The organism is Oceanisphaera profunda, assembly GCF_002157895.1.
GTDB lineage: Bacteria > Pseudomonadota > Gammaproteobacteria > Enterobacterales > Aeromonadaceae > Oceanimonas > Oceanimonas profunda.
Genome location: NZ_CP021377.1, coordinates 2,597,996 through 2,617,237, shown reverse-complemented (window position 1 = coordinate 2,617,237; position 19,242 = coordinate 2,597,996). Strand labels below are relative to the sequence as shown.

The window sequence follows — 19,242 nt, the reverse complement described above, 5'->3', positions numbered from 1 at the left end:
ACTTAAAGCTGTGGTGAGCGTCAGTCACTCTTGATTGCGTTAGCCTAAAACCTCGCAGCCAATCGGCAACGAGCCCTGACACGGCATCATTAATGGCGACTCGGTTTCAGACTTGAGCAAGATGATTTTCTGACAAAAGGTTTATTGATGACTAGCAAGCTGGTTCTGGTACTTAACTGCGGCAGCTCGTCGCTTAAATTTGCCATTCTTAATGCCGAAACTGGGGACGAGAAACTGTCTGGCTTAGCAGAGTGCTTCTATCTGCCCAACACGCGGATTAGCTGGGTGTTTAACGGCGAGAAAAATAGCACCCCTTTGATAGCCGGTAGTGCGCACCAACAGGCATTAGATTTTATTGTTGATACCCTGCTCTCACCTTACCCTGAGCTCATGAAGCAAATCTGTGCCATCGGACACAGAGTGGTGCACGGTGGCGAGCATTTTACACATTCGGTGATTATAGATAACCATGTAATCAAGGGCATTAGAGATTGCGCACGCCTAGCGCCACTGCATAACCCAGCCCATTTAGTTGGTATCGCCTCAGCTCAGCGTTCTTTCCCAGATTTACCGCAAGTGGCGGTGTTTGATACCGCATTGCATCAGACCATGCCCGAGTCAGCTTACCTGTATGCCCTGCCTTATCATTTGTATAAAGACCATCATATTCGCCGCTATGGCATGCATGGCACCAGCCATTATTTTGTTGCCGTACAAGCGGCCAAGCTGCTCAACAAACCGCTAGCACAACTGAATATTATCAGCTGCCACCTAGGCAACGGGGCTTCGGTGTGTGCCATTAAAAATGGTGAATCAGTAGACACCTCCATGGGCATGACGCCGCTGGAAGGCTTAGTAATGGGCACCCGCTGCGGCGATATCGATCCAGCCATCATTTTTCACTTACACGATAACTTGGGCTATAGCGTGGAGCGCATTAATACCATGCTCACTAAAGAGTCTGGACTGCTAGGTTTAACCGAAAAAACCAGTGACTGTCGTTATATTGAAGAACATTACGATGTAGAGCCTGCAGCCAAGCGGGCCATGGATATTTTTTGTTATCGCTTGGCTAAGTATATTGCCAGCTATAGCTGTGCGTTAGACGGTCGCCTAGATGCCATTGTCTTTACCGGTGGTATAGGTGAAAACTCGGTATTAGTACGCGAGTTAACCTTGTCAAAGTTAAACCTGTTAGGGTTGAAGCTGGACGTAGCAGCAAATAAAGCCGCTCGTTTTGGTAAGCAAACCTGTATTACCACCGCCGATAGTGTACCGGCTTGGGTGATCCCGACCAATGAAGAATGGGTTATTGCTCAAGATGCGCTGGCATTATCAAGCGCCAAAGCTGAGCAAAAAAAACCTCATGTTGAGCCATTAACATCTACAACAGCTGATACTGCCGCTATGGTAAAGCTGTCAGAGCATAAGGAAATATCATGGCAAGAATGATAATGCTAATCCCTATCAGTGGAGGCGTGGGTATTACGTCGGTCAGTCTGGGCGTAGTACGGGCAATGGAGCGTAAAGGGATTGACGTTAGCTTTTTCAAGCCAGTTGCCCAACCACGCCATCGCAATAAACAAGAAGATCACACCACGGTAATGATTGCTCACAGCTCAAATATTAAGCCAGCCGAGCCGTTAGTACTCAGTGATGCAGAAAGCATGATCTCACAAGGCAAGTTAGATATTTTTCTAGAACAGATCGTTGAAAAAGTAGAAAAGCATGTGACACAGAGCGGCGTCGAAGTCATGGTCATTGAGGGCTTGGTCCCCACCGATAGTCACTCTTTTACCAGCGACCTCAACTACAATATCGCCAAAGCATTAGATGCCGACATCGTATTTGTGGCTCAGCCGACCAACGAAAGTAGTCAGCAGCTCAAAGATCGTATGGAACTGGCAGCGTCCAGCTTTGGTGGCATGAGCAACCAACGTCTTGTTGGCTGCATCATCAATAAAGTGGGTGCGCCATTAGATGAACAAGGCAAACTACGCCCCGATCTTAGCGAACTATTTAATCCCGACCATCAAAGCCTGCCCACTGCGGATCACGAAATATTATCGGTATTAAGCAAGTCAGCCCTGCCTATTTTAGGCTGCGCACCCTGGAATACCGAGCTGGTTTCTCCCCGCGCGCTCGATTTATCACGGCATTTAAATGCCACTATTCTTAACGAAGGCGAGTTGCATAGTCGACGTCTAACCACTGTGGTGTTCTGCGCCAGTGCTTTACATAATCAAACCCAATTATACCGGCCCGGCAGCTTACTGGTGACGCCAGGCGACAGAGCCGATGTGATTGCGGCCGTCTGCTTGGCTGCGATGAACGGCGTTAAAATTGGTGCTTTGGTGCTGAATGGCACTAATAACCCCGATCCGCAGATTATGGACTTGTGTCAGCAGGCCATGAAAACGGGTCTGCCGATCATGATGGTCAATACCAACACTTGGCAGACTGCGGTTACCCTGCAAGATTTTAATCTGGAAATCCCGTTGGATGATCTAGAACGCATCGAGCTGGTACAAGATTATGTGGCCGGCCATATCGATAAAAACTGGATTGAGTCATTAACTGCTAAATCCGTACGCCGTCGTTTATTAAGCCCACCGGCCTTCCGTTATCAGTTAACTGAACTGGCACGCCATGCCAATAAACGAGTGGTATTGCCCGAAGGCGAAGAGCCGCGCACCATTAAGGCCGCAATAATCTGTGCCGAGCGGGGCATTGCTCACCCGGTGTTACTCGGTAATAGAGAAGAAATATTACGGGTTGCCTCACAGCAAGGCGTGGTCTTAGATGACAGGGTTGAAATTCAAGACCCTGAATTAGTGCGTGAGCAGTATGTCGCCCGCCTAGTGGAGTTACGAAAGTCCAAAGGCCTAACCGACATCGTCGCCCGTGAGCAATTAAAAGATAACGTGGTACTGGGCACCATGATGTTGGATGCCGATGAAGTGGACGGCTTGGTATCCGGTGCCATTAACACCACCGCCAATACCATACGCCCGCCGCTGCAAATCATTAGAACCGCACCCGGTTCATCATTGGTTTCCTCGGTGTTTTTCATGCTGCTGCCGGATCAAGTCTTGGTATACGGCGACTGCGCCATTAACCCAGATCCTAACGCCGAGCAATTAGCAGAAATTGCCATTCAATCTGCCGACTCCGCCTTGGCTTTTGGCATTGAACCTCGCGTGGCCATGATTTCTTATTCTACCGGTGACTCCGGCACTGGTGCCGATGTAGAAAAAGTACGCGAAGCCACGCGTCTGGCCAAAGAAAAACGCCCAGACTTAATTATCGATGGCCCGCTGCAATACGATGCGGCCATCATGGAAAACGTGGCTAAGTCTAAGGCGCCCAACTCGCCAGTGGCCGGTAAAGCGACGGTGTTTATTTTTCCGGATTTAAATACCGGCAACACCACTTACAAGGCAGTACAGCGCTCGGCACAGCTAGTGTCTATTGGCCCCATGCTGCAAGGCATGCGCAAACCGGTCAATGACTTATCGCGCGGCGCACTGGTGGACGATATCGTGTACACCATAGCGCTCACCGCTATTCAAGGCGGACAAATGGAGGCGGCGAAAAACTTGTGAGGCGTGAAGATCGAGGGATACGGCGATATTTACATGCTGCAGCAAAGCTATTGCTTTGCGATGTCTGTTTGATCTCGTTTATCCCGTGACAGCGAATAGCTTTATATATTCAACAAAATGCAGCTGGATATGAAATATCCGCGTTGAGATACTGCTACGCACACATTGCACAGCTAAAGCAGAGCCTACTGGTCGCGGTGGTTTTGATTGTGCTTAACGCTGTGTTTTGGGCTTTCAAGGGCTGAGCGTAAAAATAAAAACCTTTTCCTTATGCCTAAAACTGGTAAGTTATCGGCTGTAATATAATTTTTTCACATAGTCTTAAACACCCAGCCTTATCAAGGAGCTAAAAATATGTCTACAGTGACGTTTCAGGGCAATCCAGTTGCCGTATCAGGTCAGTTTCCACAAGCAGGCCAAGCGGCCGCTGATTTCACGCTGACTGATGGCGATCTGAACGATATTAAATTGGCAGATTTCAAAGGCCAAAAAGTGCTGCTGAACATTTTCCCAAGCGTTGACACTGGTGTGTGCGCGACCAGCGTACGTACCTTTAACGAAAAAGCAGCTGCCCTGAGCAACACCAAAGTGATCTGTGTGTCTATGGACCTGCCGTTCGCCTTGGGTCGTTTTTGTGGTGCAGAAGGTATCGAAAACGTACAGTCTGCCTCAGCTTTCCGTAACGCTGAATTCTTAAACGCTTACGGCGTAGCATTAAGCGATGGCCCACTTCGTGGCTTAGCTGCTCGTGCAGTTGTGGCTATCGATGAGCAAGGCAAAGTAGTTTACAGCCAGCGTGTAGCTGAGTTGACTGAAGAGCCAGCCTACGACGCCGCTATTGCTGCTCTGGCATAAGCCTGCTTGATCAGTATCCAGTTGGTTATTTTGATGTAAAATCAACAAGCTAGCTTTAGTACCCGAGGTAATCTACAGACTTACTCACAGAATCTGTGGATAACCTCGGTTTTTATCCCCAATTATTGCTGTTTATTCAAGCTGTTCTCCTGCTGCCTTTTCCCCTTCTTTACTCCGCTGTTCTACTCTATCCTCTGGTACTGAACCTGTGTCTCACCCTTTGTTTCAATAGTTTTACTCCCCTTGCTCAAACATGCCTAACTCCTTGTTCTAACTGGGATCACAATGCCCAGCCTCTGATGCTGCTAATATTGGAAGCAATAACTCCCATTTGTGCGGCCTAGTGTGCGATCCCGCTTGGCAGAGATAAAGGAAGGCAGTCATGAACATATTGATCACCGGCGGTACCGGCTTTATTGGTCGTCGTTTAATGCACCATTTGCGCCCGCATCATCAAGTGACTGTGCTCAGTCGTACTCTCAATAAGGTGCACCAACGACTGGGCCACGACGTGCATGCCCTCGCCTCACTGGATGATCTTGATAATTTGGATCAATTCGATGCGGTGATCAATCTGGCGGGCGAGCCCATCGCCGATAAGCGCTGGAGTGCGGCGCAAAAAGAGCGTATTTGCCAGAGCCGCTGGCAGTTAACCGAGCAGTTAGTCGATAAGCTCAAGGCAGGCACTCAGCCACCCAAGGTATTGATCAGCGGATCCGCCGTGGGTTATTACGGCCGCCAAGGTAATGCCTTAGTGGATGAAGACTCCATCCCGCATCCCGAATTTAGCCATAAAGTGTGCGCCCAATGGGAACAACTCGCACAAGCTGCCGCCAGTGAGCAGACGCGGGTATGCTGCATACGTTTGGCCGTAGTGTTAGGTGCTGAAGGAGGCGCCTTAAAGAAAATGCTGCCCAATTACCGCTTAGGATTAGGCGGGCCTATTGGTTCGGGCAAGCAGTATATGTCGTGGATCCACATCGATGATGTGGTGAGCCTACTGTTATTTTTGCTGGAGCATGATGAATGCCAAGGTGCTTTTAATGCCGCGGCACCTGAGCCCGTCACAAACCAGCAATTCAGTACCACCTTGGCGCAGGTATTAAATAAACCACACTTTGCTCGAGTGCCCGCTTGGGTAATGCACTTAGCGTTTGGCGAAATGGCCGACTTATTATTAACCGGACAGCGCGTAATGCCGGTGCGCTTACAATGCGCCGGCTTTCACTTTCGCTATCCCACCCTTGAGAAAGCCCTGAAAGAAACATTAAACCCCAGCACCAAGCGCTAAGCGCCGAGCACCAAGCTAGAACCAAACACCGTATTTTTAGCTGGGCGCTTGGTGCTAGTCGCTGCTCTTCTCACCACTGCCGTAAGCGGTTCATCAAGGTGTCACGGGTAATGCCGCCGATGCGCCCGGTGAGCAGTAATAAGCCAGCACCCAAGACGGGCAGCGTTATCCACAATAGGGGATGCGGCTGCCAAGGCAAGCCTAACCAGTAGGGTAAAAGAATAGCCACACACAGCTCTACACCTAATGCAGCAGCGAGACCCGCCGCAATGCCCGCCGCCAGCCACTCCCAACGCAACGATGCCTGCATTAAGCGCTCACTGGCACCTAGCGTACGCAGCAAAACTAATTCGCGACGCCGGCTTTCGAGTGTGGTTTCTAGCTGCGCCAATAACACTAAGATACTGGCCACTATCACTAATCCCATGATCACCAATAACGCTTGGCTGACCTGAGCTAATACTTGGCGCAACTGCTGCAATAGCGCTTCTACGTCCAAAATAGTGACGGTAGGAAAGGCACGGATCAGTTCAACCTCTAGTGCTTTTTGCTCGGCCGGTAAGTAAAAGCTGGCCAGCCAAGTGGCCGGATACGAAGCCAAGACATCGGGACTGAAAATAAAATAGAAATTTGGCTTCATGCTATCCCAATCTACCTCACGAATATTTTTGACCTCAGCTGAGACTTGCTCGCCAGCTAAATCCAGCGTCACCCTATCGCCCAAAATCAGCCCTAAGCGCTCAGCTAAGCCGGACTCCACAGATACGCTGTCGGGCGCTTGGCTCCAATCACCGCTTAGAATACGATTGCCCGTAGGTAGCACCTTGCTATAGGTGAGATTAAGCTCGCGGCCTATGCCGCCATCGTTATTACCATTATTCGCACTGTCGACATCAGATACAGCGGCTTGATCGTTAATGGCACTCAAACGGCCGCGCACTATGGGGTAAAACACCGAACGCTCAAGCCCTGCCGCATCCAGCTTTTGCTGTAAAGGCTTAAGCTCATAGTCCGCAATATTAATCACAAAGCGATTGGGCGCTTCTGCAGGCAAGTTAGCCAAGAAGCCGTCCACTAGCTCGCCGCGTACCACCCACAATAAGCAACCCAAAAATAACGCCAGTGCCACGCCACCAAACTGCAACAAGGTGTTTAACCGCGCCCGATCTAAGCGACTCAGCGCCAGACGAAAGGCAATACTGCCGCCACTGCGCTTAGCCATGGCTAGCATCAATCCGCACACGCCGCCCAAGATGCCCATTAGCGCCAGTAAGCCCAGTAACAAACCGCCCGCTAAGGCAAGATCACCCGCAAACAACCAGCTCAGTACAAAAGTGCCACTCAATAGAATACCGGCACTCCACCAAGCGGGGATGCGGGCCTGAGCCTCATTGCGCAGTACCCGCAGCGGCGGCACCTTCAATAGGCGCAGCATAGGCACCACAGACAACATCAAGGTGGTGAGTAAGGCCAAGCCCAGCGCTAATGCAAAGGGTTGCCAAGAGGGGGGCGGCAAAGGAATGGCCAAGGCCTCACCTAAGCTCAATAAAATCAGTTTATGTAAGCCATAGCCCACCACGCCGCCCAGCACAGAACCCACTATTAACAGGCTAGTCAGTAACTTGCTCAGCCACACCAATAAGGCGCGTCGCCCAGCACCCAAGGTTTTAAGTAAGGCGATGCGGTCTTGCTCACGCCGCGAGAAATAGCCCAGCGCGATGGCCATGGCTAAAATACCCAGCAGCACACCGATTAAGGAGGCTAAGCGAAAAAACTGCTCGGCGCGGGTCAGTGAGCGAGCCACAGGAGTGTCTGCATTATCTGGGCCCAACCATTGTTGCCCTGCTTGTAATTGCGGCTTCACCCAAGTCGCATAAGCATCTAATTGCTCGGTCGTGCCTTTAAATAAATAACGATAACTGACCCGACTGCCGGCCATTTGAATGCCGGTAGCCGCCACATCATCTAAATGAATCAGCGCGCGCGGCGCCAATAACGCCGGCGAGAACCCTTGATCCGGCTCTGACACCAGCTCACCTGCTACCTGTAATTCCAGGTTACCCAGCTCTACTTGGTCGCCCAGCTCTAGCTTAAGTAAGGTCAGTAAGCGCGACGATAGCCAGATGTGGCCAGAGGTGACTGCTTGTTGAGGTACTACTGTTTGTTGAGGTGCTAATACCAGCTCCCCATAAAATGGAAAAGCATTATCCACCGCACGCACGCTGGCCAACTGCAGTTCATCGTTGGCAAACAGCACGCTTTGAAAAGACTGAGTTCGCGACAGCTCCAGCCCCCGGGTTTGAGCCTCGGTCAGCCAACTTTCATCCAGTGCCCGACTGGCGGAAATTACCCGATCGGCGGCGATATAATCACGCCCCGATACCGATAACGCCTGATTAAGCCGGTCTGCCACTAGAGTGACGCTCAGAATACTGGCCACACTCAAAGCCAGCGCCAATACAAACAGCCGCAAGGGGCCGCGCCCTATTTCACGCCACACTAAGCCAAAACTGAGGCTAAAACTCGGACTAGGCATTGCACTCCTCCAACCGACCGGCAGTCATCACCAAGCGGCGTTCACAGCGCGCGGCCAAAGCTTCATCGTGGGTGACCATCAGTAACGTAGTGCCGTGAGTGCGATTTAATTCAAACAGTAATTCGATAATTTGTGCGCCGGTTTTAGTGTCTAAATTACCAGTCGGCTCATCGGCCAATAAAATATCGGGCTGGGTCATAAAAGCGCGGGCTATGGCCACCCGCTGCTGCTCGCCACCGGATAACTGGCTGGGGAAGTGGCGTACCCGCTCACTTAACCCCACTTGTGCTAATAGTTCGCGGGCACGGTCGGCGCAGTTTTCCTGGCCTTGTAATTCGGCTGGCAGCATGACATTTTCTAGGGCCGTCAACGTCGGCAGCAGTAAAAACGACTGAAACACAAAGCCAATATGCTGGCCGCGTAAGCGCGCGCGCTGCTCTTCATCAAGTGTCATAAGAGACTTATCGTTAATCAGGATATCGCCGCTGCTTGCCGTATCTAAGCCCGCTAACAGCCCCAGTAAGGTCGACTTGCCAGAGCCTGAAGCGCCGACCAAGGCCACGCTTTCACCAGCCTTGACTTCAAAGTCTATCCCCTCAAGGATAGTAAGCGTCTGGGCGTTCAGCTGCACTTTATGGCTCAACCCAACCACCTTGATAACGGGAGAAATTGTCATGCCGCGCGTCCTTTTACTACTGCTAATGTTGGTGTCATCTGTTACCCATGCTAACACCATACTGATCTTGGGTGACAGCTTGAGCGCCGGTTATCGTATGAATGCACAGCAAGCTTGGCCACAGTTATTAGCCAAGCGCTGGCAGCAAGAAGCGGTAGCGGTAGAATTGATTAACGCCAGTGTTAGTGGCGACACCACTCAAGGAGGCTTGCAGCGCTTGGTGCCGTTACTTAAAAAGCATCAACCGAGCTTAGTGCTGCTGGAGCTGGGTGGCAACGATGGTTTGCGCGGCTTGCCGCCCACGCTTATCGAGAAAAACTTAGCGCAGATGATTAATTTAGCGCAACAAAGTGGTGCCAAGGTGATTTTGACCGATATTCAGCTGCCCCCTAATTATGGCCGCCGTTATCTGCAGCAGTTTGAAGGCATCTTTAGCGATTTAGCTGAGTTGCATCAATTACCGCTGTTGCCGTTTTTTGTGGCGCCCTTAATTGGCAAAGCCGGCATGATGATGGACGACGGTATTCACCCCACCGCGAAGGCCCAAGACGCCATCGTCGAGCAAGTACATAACTTTGTAACGCCTTACCTAAAACCGTGAGGCGTGAGGAGGAGTGAAGAGTGAAGCGAGAATATATTTTACTCCTTCCTCCTCATGTTTCTGCTAGCCAATTGAATGGGCGAGGGTTTTGCTGATCTCTGAATAGCTAAAGCCGCTTTGCTGCTGCCATTCATTAAATGCGGCTTGGGCTTGGCGCTGCCCCTTTTGACTACCAAGACCCGCATCTACCACTTGATGATGTCGCAAATATGCACTCACATCACCGGTAAACACGAAGGTGTCAACACCTAAGCGACGCAGGGCATAAGGGCCAATATTACCGCCCAGCAGTTGCCCGTGTTTCTTAATAATTTGCCATAAGCCCGTCACGTCGTCTTTTGGCCACTGGGCCACAAAGGCACCAAAGCCGCCATAAGGCTTACCCAGCTCTAAGATCATGCGTGCATTGGCCGGTACAGTGGCAATTTTTCTAGCATGGCGCACGATACTGGCGTCATTATTTAAGCGTTCAAAATGACTCCCATCCAACATCAGCATTTTCTCTGGATCAAAACCAAAAAACGCCCGTTCAAAGTCTGGCCATTTATTTCTGATCACCTGAAAAACGAAGCCCGATTGGAACAAGCTCATAGTAAAAGAGGAGAGCCAACGATCATCACTGGTCGCCGCCAGCAATTCCGGCGTGGCGACCGGCGTGGCAATCAAGGCTTTAAGTTTGGCCGCCCCGCCGTGGCGTTCGCAGGCCCGCTGAAAAATGGTATCAAAATGCTCCATAGCAAAGATCTCGGGTGAATAGTGAATGGGGAATATTACAGCGCCAAGCGTTGAGCACCAAGCGCCGAGCTAACCGATCAAATCTAAAGAGCCACCGACCAAGACTAGGGTCTATTGGTTAAGTGCGAGATCCTGAAACAAGTTCAGGATGACGGCTTAAAGATAAACACCGCCCTTGATTTAGCTTGGTGCTTGGCGCTGCTGCTTCACTCTCAAAAAGCAGACGTAAAAAAGCCGCTGCAAGTATGCAGCGGCTTTTTTGTTTTCCACAAATTTTATTACAGAATTTTATTTCTAATAAGTGGTGGAGCTACGCGGGATCGAACCGCGGACCTCTTGCATGCCATGCAAGCGCTCTCCCAGCTGAGCTATAACCCCGAAATTTGGTGTGCTTGTTTTATGCCACTTTTTATTACTAAGAAGTGGTGGAGCTACGCGGGATCGAACCGCGGACCTCTTGCATGCCATGCAAGCGCTCTCCCAGCTGAGCTATAACCCCAAACAATGCATTCTTACTGGTATTTACTGCTATAAATCTTAAGCAAACTGCCAAAAATTGGTGGAGCTACGCGGGATCGAACCGCGGACCTCTTGCATGCCATGCAAGCGCTCTCCCAGCTGAGCTATAACCCCAATCGGCAGATATTACTGTCTAATCTTTTTACAACTCATGATAAGTGGTGGAGCTACGCGGGATCGAACCGCGGACCTCTTGCATGCCATGCAAGCGCTCTCCCAGCTGAGCTATAGCCCCGCTTATCACCCTCTTCAGTCTAAGACTGTGGAGGCGATGCGCATGATAGTCAGGCAGAAATTTTCTGTCAACCAAAAACTAGCCAAAGTTATGCAAGCAGTCACTTTTCAGTCAGCTTGAGCAATTTATCAACAACTCTACCGAGCGACTATCCCCTTCATGACTTACATGCGGCCATATAAACGGGGCCACTCAATGGCCCCGTTTATTATGTGTAGCATACGCCTAAAGTTTTCTGTTAACCGTTAGCGCGCTCGCTAATAAAGGCCAAAGCCATATCGATACGGGCCAATGCCTGCTCTTTACTCAGCAAGGCAATCACACCATCTATGCCTGGCGATTGACCGGTACCGGTAACCGCTACCCGCAGTGGCATGCCCACTTTGCCCATGCCTAATTCTAGATCGGCCGCAGCGGCATTAATTTGCTCATGAATCGCCTCGGCTTGCCAAGTGTTGAGCTCAGCTAACTTACTACGCACCAAGCCCAGTGGCTCGGCAGCCACTGGGCGCAAGTGCTTCTTGGCCGCGTTCGCTTCAAATTCACTGAAGTCTTCAAATAAGTAACGGCTCTGCTCGGCCATTTCTTTTAACGTGTGGCAACGCTCAGCATACAGGCTAACCACGTCCGCTAATGCGGGGCCATGGGCAGTATCTATGCCTTGATCTTGCATATGCCACACCAAGTACTCCGCCACTTCGCTGGCAGGTGAGGTCTTCATATAGTGTTGGTTTAGCCAGAGTAACTTGTCGGTGTTAAACGCCGACGCCGACTTGCCGATGGCATCTAAGGAGAACAGCTCAATCATTTGCTCTCGGGAGAAAATTTCTTGATCCCCATGAGACCAACCCAAACGCACTAGGTAATTCAATAACGCTTGCGGCAAATAACCGTCGTCACGATATTGCATCACGCTCACGGCACCGTGGCGCTTAGATAACTTGGCGCCATCATCGCCCAAAATCATCGACACATGGGCAAATTCCGGCACGGGCGCGCCTAATGCCTGATAAATATTAATTTGGCGCGGCGTATTATTGATGTGGTCTTCACCACGTACCACATGGGTAATTTCCATGTCCCAATCATCAACCACTACACAAAAGTTATAGGTCGGCGCGCCATCAGTACGGCGAATAATCAAGTCATCTAACTGATCGTTACCGGTTTCGATACGTCCGCGCACGTGATCCACAAACACCACTGAGCCTGCAGTAGGGTTTTTAAAACGGATCACGCAAGGCGCGTCCGCCGCGTGTTGTTCGCTACTGTGACGACAATGGCCGTCATAGCGTGGCTTTTCGCCCGCCGCCATTTGCTGTTCGCGCAGGGCGTCTAAGCGCTCACGAGAGCAGTAACACTTGTAGGCTTTATCTTCGCTCTGTAACTGGTCAATAAGCGCGTTGTAACGATCAAAACGCTGGGTTTGATAATACGGACCCTCTTCCCAGTTCAGTCCCAACCAATTCATGCCTTCTATGATGGCATCAATGGCTTCTTGGGTAGAACGTTCCAGATCCGTATCTTCAATACGTAATACAAATTCACCCTGTAGGTGGCGGGCATAAAGCCAGGAATACAGGGCAGTACGGGCACCACCAACATGAAGAAAGCCGGTAGGGCTAGGAGCAAACCGCGTTTTAACTGTCATTCTTTCTGCCTTAGCTGATAAATAAAGCCCAACTGACTTGGACTAAAGGCCAAGTGTGTTTGGGTCAAGGTCCAACACGTTTAGGGCATTTTACCACAGAGGATCAAGCGCCATCCGTATTTGGATCAAACTGTGCTTACAAACACAGCTTTGATAAAAAAGTACCGCCATTTTACCACCCGCAGCCAGCAGGTTAAACGCTTTGTCGGTGAATGATCTTGGCATAAGAGCAGACAAAAGTGGTCATCTACTCCCAGCACCGCTATCTCATACCTTGTCGAGTCTGTTGGCCGCAGATACACTGAGAGCCACGAGGTGGTTATTTATGTCCAGAAGAAAACAAATGAAGCGAAATCAACCAGAATCTTTTGCCAGTAAGATGAATAACGTCACCTTACCGGTGCGCCAAGGCATAGGCCGCAGCCTGCAAAGCTGGCGACAAGTGCCGGGCAAACATAAGCTGGGCTTGGCTATTTTAACGCCGCTGTGGATATTGTTATTAATGTGGCAACCGGCGCCTCAGCAAGCAGCAACGCCCGTTACCGGCAGTTTAAGCTTGTCATTGGCGCCCACCGTCAGCCGAGAGATTGAGATACCTGTGGGTGGCAAAAAGCTCGATCACACCATGGCGCAGGGTGAAACCTTGGCCGCCTTGTTTCGCCAATGGAAACTGCCCGGCAGTGATCTCATTGCCTTAGTACGCGCCGAGCCCTCTTACAAACCGCTCAGCAACTTGCGCGCCGGCCAAGATTTGACCCTGGTCGTCAATAAAGAGGGCCAACTGCATTATTTGGAAGTCAACGATAAGGGCCTACTACTGAACGCCTTTCGGCGCATGGGCCAAGAGTTCGCCGTGGTGACAACGCCTTAGAAGGGAATAGGGAATAGGAAATTGGGAATAGAGATCCTGAGTAGAGCTCTGTTCCCCCCCTAATCCCCATTCCCTAATCACCGGCCTTACTGGTGCTCAGCTAATAATGCGATCAAGCCGTCTTCGTCCAAGATGGTGAGCCCTAACTCTTGGGCCTTTACTAACTTCGAGCCGGCAGCCTCGCCGGCCACCACACAACTGGTTTTTGCCGAAACAGATCCCGCCACCTTAGCGCCCAGCGCTTGCAAGGCTGCTTTAGCGTCACTGCGTGATAATTGGCTTAAAGTACCTGTTAGCACGAAGGTTTGGCCTGCCAGTGGCTGCTCTTCAACGGCCAGCGCTATAATTTCTGGCCAGTGCAGGCCACAGCCGCCCTCCTCGACTGGCGTAACCAAAGCGTGCACCACGGCTTGATTATCTGCTTGGCGAAAGAAGTAATACACATGCTTGGCCACAATATCGCCCACATCGGCCACCTTAAGCAGTGACTCCACCTCGGCGCTCATGACCGCATCCAGCGTTAAAAAATGCTGGGCCAAGTTATTGGCCGTGGCTTCACCCACTTCACGGATGCCTAACGCATATAAAAAACGCGCTAAGGTGGTGGCTCGTGCTGCATCCAGCGCGGCTAATAGCTTGCTGGCCGACTTCTCACCCATGCGCGCTAAGCCCAATAATTGCCCTTGGGTGAGCGAAAACAAATCCGCCGGGGTTTTCACTAATTCAGCATCCACCAATTGATCGATGATCTTGGTGCCGAGCCCGTCGATATCCAGCGCCTTGCGTGATGAAAAATGCTTAATGGCTTCCTTACGCTGAGCGGCACAAAACAAACCGCCACTGCAGCGCGCTACTACTTCGCCTTCGATGCGCTCCACCTCGGCACCGCACACTGGGCATTCGTTGGGGAACACAATCTGCTGGGCATCATAGGGGCGTTTGTCTAACACCACCGCCGCCACTTGCGGGATCACGTCCCCTGCGCGGCGAATAATCACCGTATCGCCGATCATCACGCCTAAGCGGGCTATCTCGTCTGCGTTGTGCAAGGTGGCATTAGAGACAATCACCCCCGCCACTTGCACCGGCGCCAATTTAGCCACCGGTGTAATGGCACCGGTGCGCCCCACTTGAAACTCTACATTAAGGAGCTGCGTCAGCTCTTCTTGTGCCGGAAACTTATGAGCGGTGGCCCAACGCGGCGCGCGCGCCACAAAACCAAGCTGAGCTTGCAAGGCTAAGTCATCGACTTTATAAACGACGCCGTCAATCTCGTAGGCTAACTGCTCTCGGCGGCTTAAAATATCGTCATGATATTGCTCACAACCCGCCTGCCCCGTCATCAGTTTCACCTCAGGGCTAACCGGCAAACCCCAGCTCTTTAGCCGTTGTAAGGTGTCATAGTGGCTCGCGGCCAGCGGCTCGCCCTCCACTAGCCCTACGCCATAGCAGTAAAACGCCAGCGGACGCTTGGCGGTAATGCGCGAGTCCAGTTGGCGTAAGCTGCCAGCGGCGGCATTGCGGGGGTTGGCAAATATTTTCTCGCCACGCTCGCGGGCGGCGTCGTTCATGGCCGTAAAGCCGGCACTTGGCATAAAGACTTCGCCGCGCACTTCAAACCGTGCCGGCCAGCCGCTGCCGCTTAAGGTAAGCGGAATGCTTTTAATGGTGCGCACGTTCTCGGTAATGCCCTCGCCAGTGCGACCATCGCCACGGGTGGCACCCTGCACTAAGCGCCCTTGCTCATACATAAGGCTGACTGCTAGGCCATCCAGCTTAGGCTCACAGCAATACTGCACCGCTTGGCTGCGATTTAAACGCGTCAGCACGCGCTTTTCAAAGGCGGCCAGCTCATCAAGGCTAAACACATTATCTAACGACAACATGGGCTGCGCATGCTCTACCGGTGTAAAGGCTGAGAGCGGCGCCCCCCCCACTTTTTGACTGGGTGAGTCGGCATCTAATAACTCAGGGTGCGCTTGCTCTAGGTCTATCAGCTCGCGCATTACGCGGTCATATTCCGCATCCGGCACCGTGGGCGCGTCACTCACATAGTATTGCTGGTTATAACGTTCGAGCTGCTCACGCAGAGCAAGGATCTGAGCTTTGGCATCATTCATCGAGAAGTGTCCACTTAAGTCATTCGGTGTAAATATAGCGGTATGCTTTACGCAAGGATGAAGTTTAATGTTCCGAGGGCTTAGTGACAAAGCAAGGATGCTCGACTCTAGCAGGGCGCTAGGTTTTAACCCTTCACTCTTTACGCCTCACCCTTTACGGTATTTTAAGCTATCTCTTAAATAAAAAATGCGGCCAGCGGCCGCACGTTAGTTTCATATATTAAGAGATTAAATTACTGGGCTTGGCTGTCATAGTCGCTGAGCTGTGTACGACAACGCACTAGGTATTCAAGCGCTAAGGGATGGCGCTGACCATCTAGCAGTACTGCATCTAACTCTTCGGCCATATTGTCTGCCGCTTGGATCATCATATTAAAGTGATTTTTCGCCATCCCCGGCTTAGGCAGCTGCATAAAGATAGAGACCCCCGGCGTGGTAAAGTCTCGCATGGCTTCCGGAGTAAAGGTGCCCGGTTTAACCATATTCGCCAAGCTAAACAAGGCTTCACCTTGGGTGCTACTACCTTGATAACGGTGGAAGATATCCATATCACCAAAAACTAACCCCACTTGCGTCACGGCACGGATTAAATCTATGCCCGCTATGGTTTGATTGGGCTTGGCCATTAGATTGACCACATATACGTCTTGCCAAGTTTTGGTGATGGGCGCTACCGGCTTATCAACCACCGGCTCAACGGCAGGTTCCACTGCCGGAGCAGGCTCAACCAGCTCTTCTGAGTAAATTGGTTCCCGCTTTACTTCAGGCTCCGGCTTAGCAATGGGCGCTGTTGGCTGCACTGTCGCCGCTTGAGGCTCTGTTGCTTGATGAGCGTGATTTTTGTCATCAAGTTCATGATTATCAAACTTAGAGTTATCAAGCTTAGAGTTATCAAGCGTATGGCTATCAAGATTAGGGCTATCCTGCTCATGATCATCAAAAAGTGGGTCTATCTCACCTTGGCGGTATTGACGGGCACGCAACTCGGCGGCGCTCTCATTAGGCGAAGCGGCACGCTTAGCAGGCTGAGACACAAAACCAGGAGCCTGGTGATGCTCGTCGTTAGGGTCTTCAGCAAACACACTGGCCGACAAAGTAGGTGGCATGACTAAGCTCGGCTCGTCGGTGTCATCATCGCTCATGGCCGAAAAATGCGGACTAATTTGCCAATCATCATCTATCTCGTGATCTTGAGACAAAGACGCAGCTTGGTGGTGGCCCGCCACTCTGACCCTGCCAATACCATCGCGATCAAATTCATCGTCGGTATCTTCCGGTGCTTGATTCTCCACTTTACTCAGCGGCTTATCGCGCATGGGTTTTTGTCGCCCTTTCTGGCTGGTCCACAAACCGTGGATCAGTAAGGCAGCTATTGCTACCGCGCCTAGAATGATCAAGATAATTCGCAAATCCTGCATTATCGTTTCTCTAAATATTTTTCTTACGTTAAACCATGTCGCTGTGGCAAGGAATATTAGACCGCCTTGCGCCGCAATGTTATTGAAGACAATGACAAGGGTATGTTTACCATCAAGGTTTGACAAGTATCATCTGGGTGATGAATAGAGAAAAGCCTACATTTTGACGGTTTTTAGATGTGCCAGCGGCCTTTATTGTCGTCAACAGCTGAAAGCCGCAATAAAACTGTGCAAAATTACGGCGCCACAGCGTATTCGTTAACCTTCAACAGACTCAATAATGTCTAACGATCTTCTTCAAAGATACATTCGACACCCTGCTGCTCGCAACTCAGGCATAGCAATAACCACTTGGCAGCGGATCGATTGCTCTCTAACATGCCATTTTATTTGTAAGGAAGCCTAATATGCCCGCCCCTCGTCTGCACCGGCTCATTTAGCCAGTGGCCCGCATTATATTGTTAGAGGCCTGTCGCTGATTGTGGAGCCAGATTTACGCCTATTTGTGTTGATCCCTTTAGCGGTCAATCTGCTGCTCTTTGGTGGCGCTTTTTACTTTTTATTTTTGCAACTAGACACCCTATTTGCATGGTTTAACGAGAGCATTCCCAGTTACTTGCAGTGGCTTAAGTTTGTGTTGTGGCCATTGGCCATTATTGTGGTGCTAGTGATATTTTCGCTGCTGTTTACCAGTGTCGCTAACCTGATTGCTGCGCCTTTTAATGGCTTGCTGGCCGAACGAGTAGAACTTAAGCTCACGGGGCAACCGTTACCGGATGATGGCTGGAAGGGATTAGTAAAAGACACGCCGCGCATGCTGGCCAGAGAAATACATAAAATAATGTATTATCTGCCGCGCGCTTTGGGCTGTTTGCTGTTATTTCTGATACCACTGGTAGGACAAACCCTAGCACCTGTGCTGTGGTTCGTGTTTAGTGCCTGGATGATGGCCATCCAATATTGTGATTATCCGTTTGATAACCACAAAATTGATTTTGCGGTGATGCGTCGTGAGCTTGCCAAAAAGCGCCAACTTAACTTAAGTTTTGGCGCCAGTGTGGCCTTGTGCTCCAGCATCCCCTTGATTAATCTATTGATTATACCGGTGGCCATCTGTGGTGCTACGGCGTTGTGGGTGGATCATTATACCCAGCTGCGTACCGGCCCCGTATCTAGGTGAACAAAGTTAGAGCTAGGATAATAACCCACGCCACCCACTTTCATATTTAAGGCCGCTTGGCGCACTTGGGCAAGCGGCACTCCGGGCAGGCGCAAGTCTATGGCTTGGCCTTTCATGTGATAGCTTTTTTTCGCCACGCCTCTGCTGGTGCGGCGCAACATGGCATTAGTATTGGGCGAGCGGTAACCAGAAATAATTTGAATTTCACCGACCTTGCCCAAACGATGTTGCAGTAAATACAGCTGGTCGTATAACTTAGGATCTATCTCAGACTGCTCTTCAGCTCGATAATCGCGCATGATGCGATTCAAGGTGTTTAACCCTTCTTTAAGGTAGCGTCCTTCTTCCCAAAAACTGGCCGTGACTTGCTCGCCGGTATTAATGCTGTGCAGGCTGAGCTTGCGCACCGGTGCCGAACGGCTAGCCAAGGCCGGCATAGGTAGCATAGCCACTGCGCCTAGCCCTCCTAACCCTTGCAAAAAACGACGGCGATTAACGCTTTGTGCTAGAGCACCCTGTGTTAATTCAGCCTGTTGTTGATCGATGGCCTGTTTTTCTCTTTTGAAGTCAAACATAGTTCTAAACTCATTTTTTAAACAATAAACATGCAGCAGCCGATAGATCGGCGCTTGTTATCCACTCTGGTCGCCAAAATCTCAAAATAAAAGTCGAACCCGCCGGTAAGGGCAGTGTTCGACGGGTTGGCAATGAACAACAAGCGACGCAGCTAAGGGCTGTGCTACTGGGGGCTTTGCACTTTACAGTCACTACTTTTCGTTTTTACTCGTTGGCATGACCGCTGGTTTTCATCTGCTTAGAGTTAAAACATGAATTTTAACCCTTAAATTTGTATATAAAATACGCCACAAACGCTTAAATAACCAACATCAATTACCTAAAACATTCCTCTTTGCTGCTCAGCTCACAGGCTAAAATAGCGCTGAGCATC

General features: G+C 50.7%; 13 protein-coding genes, 4 tRNA genes and 1 pseudogene. 7 read left to right on the top strand and 11 right to left on the bottom strand.

Going from position 1 to position 19,242, the window contains the following annotated elements:
* Positions 1–147: 147 nt before the first annotated feature.
* From CBP31_RS11550 to CBP31_RS11535, 4 genes and pseudogenes are all read left to right on the top strand, one after another.
* Positions 148–1,344 (top strand): annotated as a pseudogene (locus CBP31_RS11550) (acetate kinase); the annotation flags it as partial.
* Between the two features lie 95 nt (positions 1,345–1,439).
* Complete coding sequence (pta, locus tag CBP31_RS11545; RefSeq protein WP_087037409.1) at positions 1,440–3,605, top strand: phosphate acetyltransferase; 2,166 nt, start codon at positions 1,440–1,442, stop codon at positions 3,603–3,605.
* A 354-nt stretch (positions 3,606–3,959) separates the two neighbouring features.
* Complete coding sequence (gene tpx, locus CBP31_RS11540) at positions 3,960–4,460, top strand: thiol peroxidase (RefSeq protein ID WP_087037407.1); 501 nt, start codon at positions 3,960–3,962, stop codon at positions 4,458–4,460.
* Between the two features lie 382 nt (positions 4,461–4,842).
* Positions 4,843–5,751, top strand: a complete 909-nt coding sequence (locus CBP31_RS11535; protein ID WP_087037405.1) for a TIGR01777 family oxidoreductase — start codon at positions 4,843–4,845, stop codon at positions 5,749–5,751.
* 70 nt (positions 5,752–5,821) lie between these two features.
* Here CBP31_RS11535 and CBP31_RS11530 read toward each other — a convergent pair whose 3' ends face one another.
* Positions 5,822–8,287: an ABC transporter permease gene (locus CBP31_RS11530; RefSeq protein ID WP_087037403.1), complete on the bottom strand. Its 2,466-nt coding sequence runs from the start codon at positions 8,285–8,287 to the stop codon at positions 5,822–5,824.
* Positions 8,280–8,963, bottom strand: coding sequence for an ABC transporter ATP-binding protein (locus CBP31_RS11525; RefSeq protein ID WP_087037401.1), 684 nt, complete (start codon positions 8,961–8,963; stop codon positions 8,280–8,282). Before CBP31_RS11525 ends, CBP31_RS11530 begins: the two co-directional genes overlap by 8 nt.
* On the opposite strand from CBP31_RS11525, the gene CBP31_RS11520 reads away from it, so the two are divergent.
* Complete coding sequence (locus CBP31_RS11520; protein ID WP_087037399.1) at positions 8,962–9,564, top strand: arylesterase; 603 nt, start codon at positions 8,962–8,964, stop codon at positions 9,562–9,564. The genes CBP31_RS11525 and CBP31_RS11520 overlap by 2 nt on opposite strands.
* A 63-nt stretch (positions 9,565–9,627) precedes the next feature.
* Here CBP31_RS11520 and CBP31_RS11515 read toward each other — a convergent pair whose 3' ends face one another.
* From CBP31_RS11515 to gltX, 6 genes are all read right to left on the bottom strand, one after another.
* Positions 9,628–10,299, bottom strand: coding sequence for a DNA-3-methyladenine glycosylase I (locus CBP31_RS11515; protein WP_087037397.1), 672 nt, complete (start codon positions 10,297–10,299; stop codon positions 9,628–9,630).
* Positions 10,300–10,601: 302 nt separating this feature from the next.
* Positions 10,602–10,677, bottom strand: a tRNA-Ala gene (locus CBP31_RS11510).
* A 45-nt stretch (positions 10,678–10,722) separates the two neighbouring features.
* A tRNA-Ala gene (locus CBP31_RS11505) sits at positions 10,723–10,798 on the bottom strand.
* 58 nt (positions 10,799–10,856) lie between these two features.
* Positions 10,857–10,932, bottom strand: a tRNA-Ala gene (locus CBP31_RS11500).
* A 45-nt stretch (positions 10,933–10,977) separates the two neighbouring features.
* A tRNA-Ala gene (locus CBP31_RS11495) sits at positions 10,978–11,053 on the bottom strand.
* A gap of 238 nt (positions 11,054–11,291) precedes the next feature.
* Positions 11,292–12,704 (bottom strand): glutamate--tRNA ligase, encoded by a 1,413-nt coding sequence (gene gltX / locus CBP31_RS11490; RefSeq protein ID WP_087037396.1) that lies wholly within the window; start codon positions 12,702–12,704, stop codon positions 11,292–11,294.
* 325 nt (positions 12,705–13,029) lie between these two features.
* Here gltX and CBP31_RS11485 point away from each other — a divergent pair, with 325 nt between their 5' ends.
* Entirely contained in the window at positions 13,030–13,575 is a 546-nt protein-coding gene (locus CBP31_RS11485; RefSeq protein WP_087037394.1) for a LysM-like peptidoglycan-binding domain-containing protein, read from the top strand.
* A gap of 86 nt (positions 13,576–13,661) precedes the next feature.
* Here the strand turns inward: CBP31_RS11485 and ligA are convergent, their stop codons facing one another.
* Together ligA and zipA are read right to left on the bottom strand one after the other, a co-directional pair.
* On the bottom strand, positions 13,662–15,695 hold the full coding sequence (ligA, locus tag CBP31_RS11480; RefSeq protein WP_087037392.1) for an NAD-dependent DNA ligase LigA: 2,034 nt from the start codon (positions 15,693–15,695) through the stop codon (positions 13,662–13,664).
* Positions 15,696–15,928: 233 nt separating this feature from the next.
* Positions 15,929–17,113, bottom strand: a complete 1,185-nt coding sequence (gene zipA / locus CBP31_RS11475) for a cell division protein ZipA (protein WP_087037390.1) — start codon at positions 17,111–17,113, stop codon at positions 15,929–15,931.
* A gap of 457 nt (positions 17,114–17,570) precedes the next feature.
* Between zipA and cysZ the strand changes: the two genes are divergently transcribed.
* A complete protein-coding gene (cysZ, locus tag CBP31_RS11470; RefSeq protein ID WP_087037388.1) occupies positions 17,571–18,293 on the top strand; it encodes a sulfate transporter CysZ in 723 nt (240 codons plus the stop codon).
* Here the strand turns inward: cysZ and CBP31_RS11465 are convergent.
* Positions 18,257–18,868 (bottom strand): YcbK family protein, encoded by a 612-nt coding sequence (locus CBP31_RS11465; protein ID WP_087037386.1) that lies wholly within the window; start codon positions 18,866–18,868, stop codon positions 18,257–18,259. The genes cysZ and CBP31_RS11465 overlap by 37 nt on opposite strands.
* Positions 18,869–19,242 lie beyond the last annotated feature (374 nt).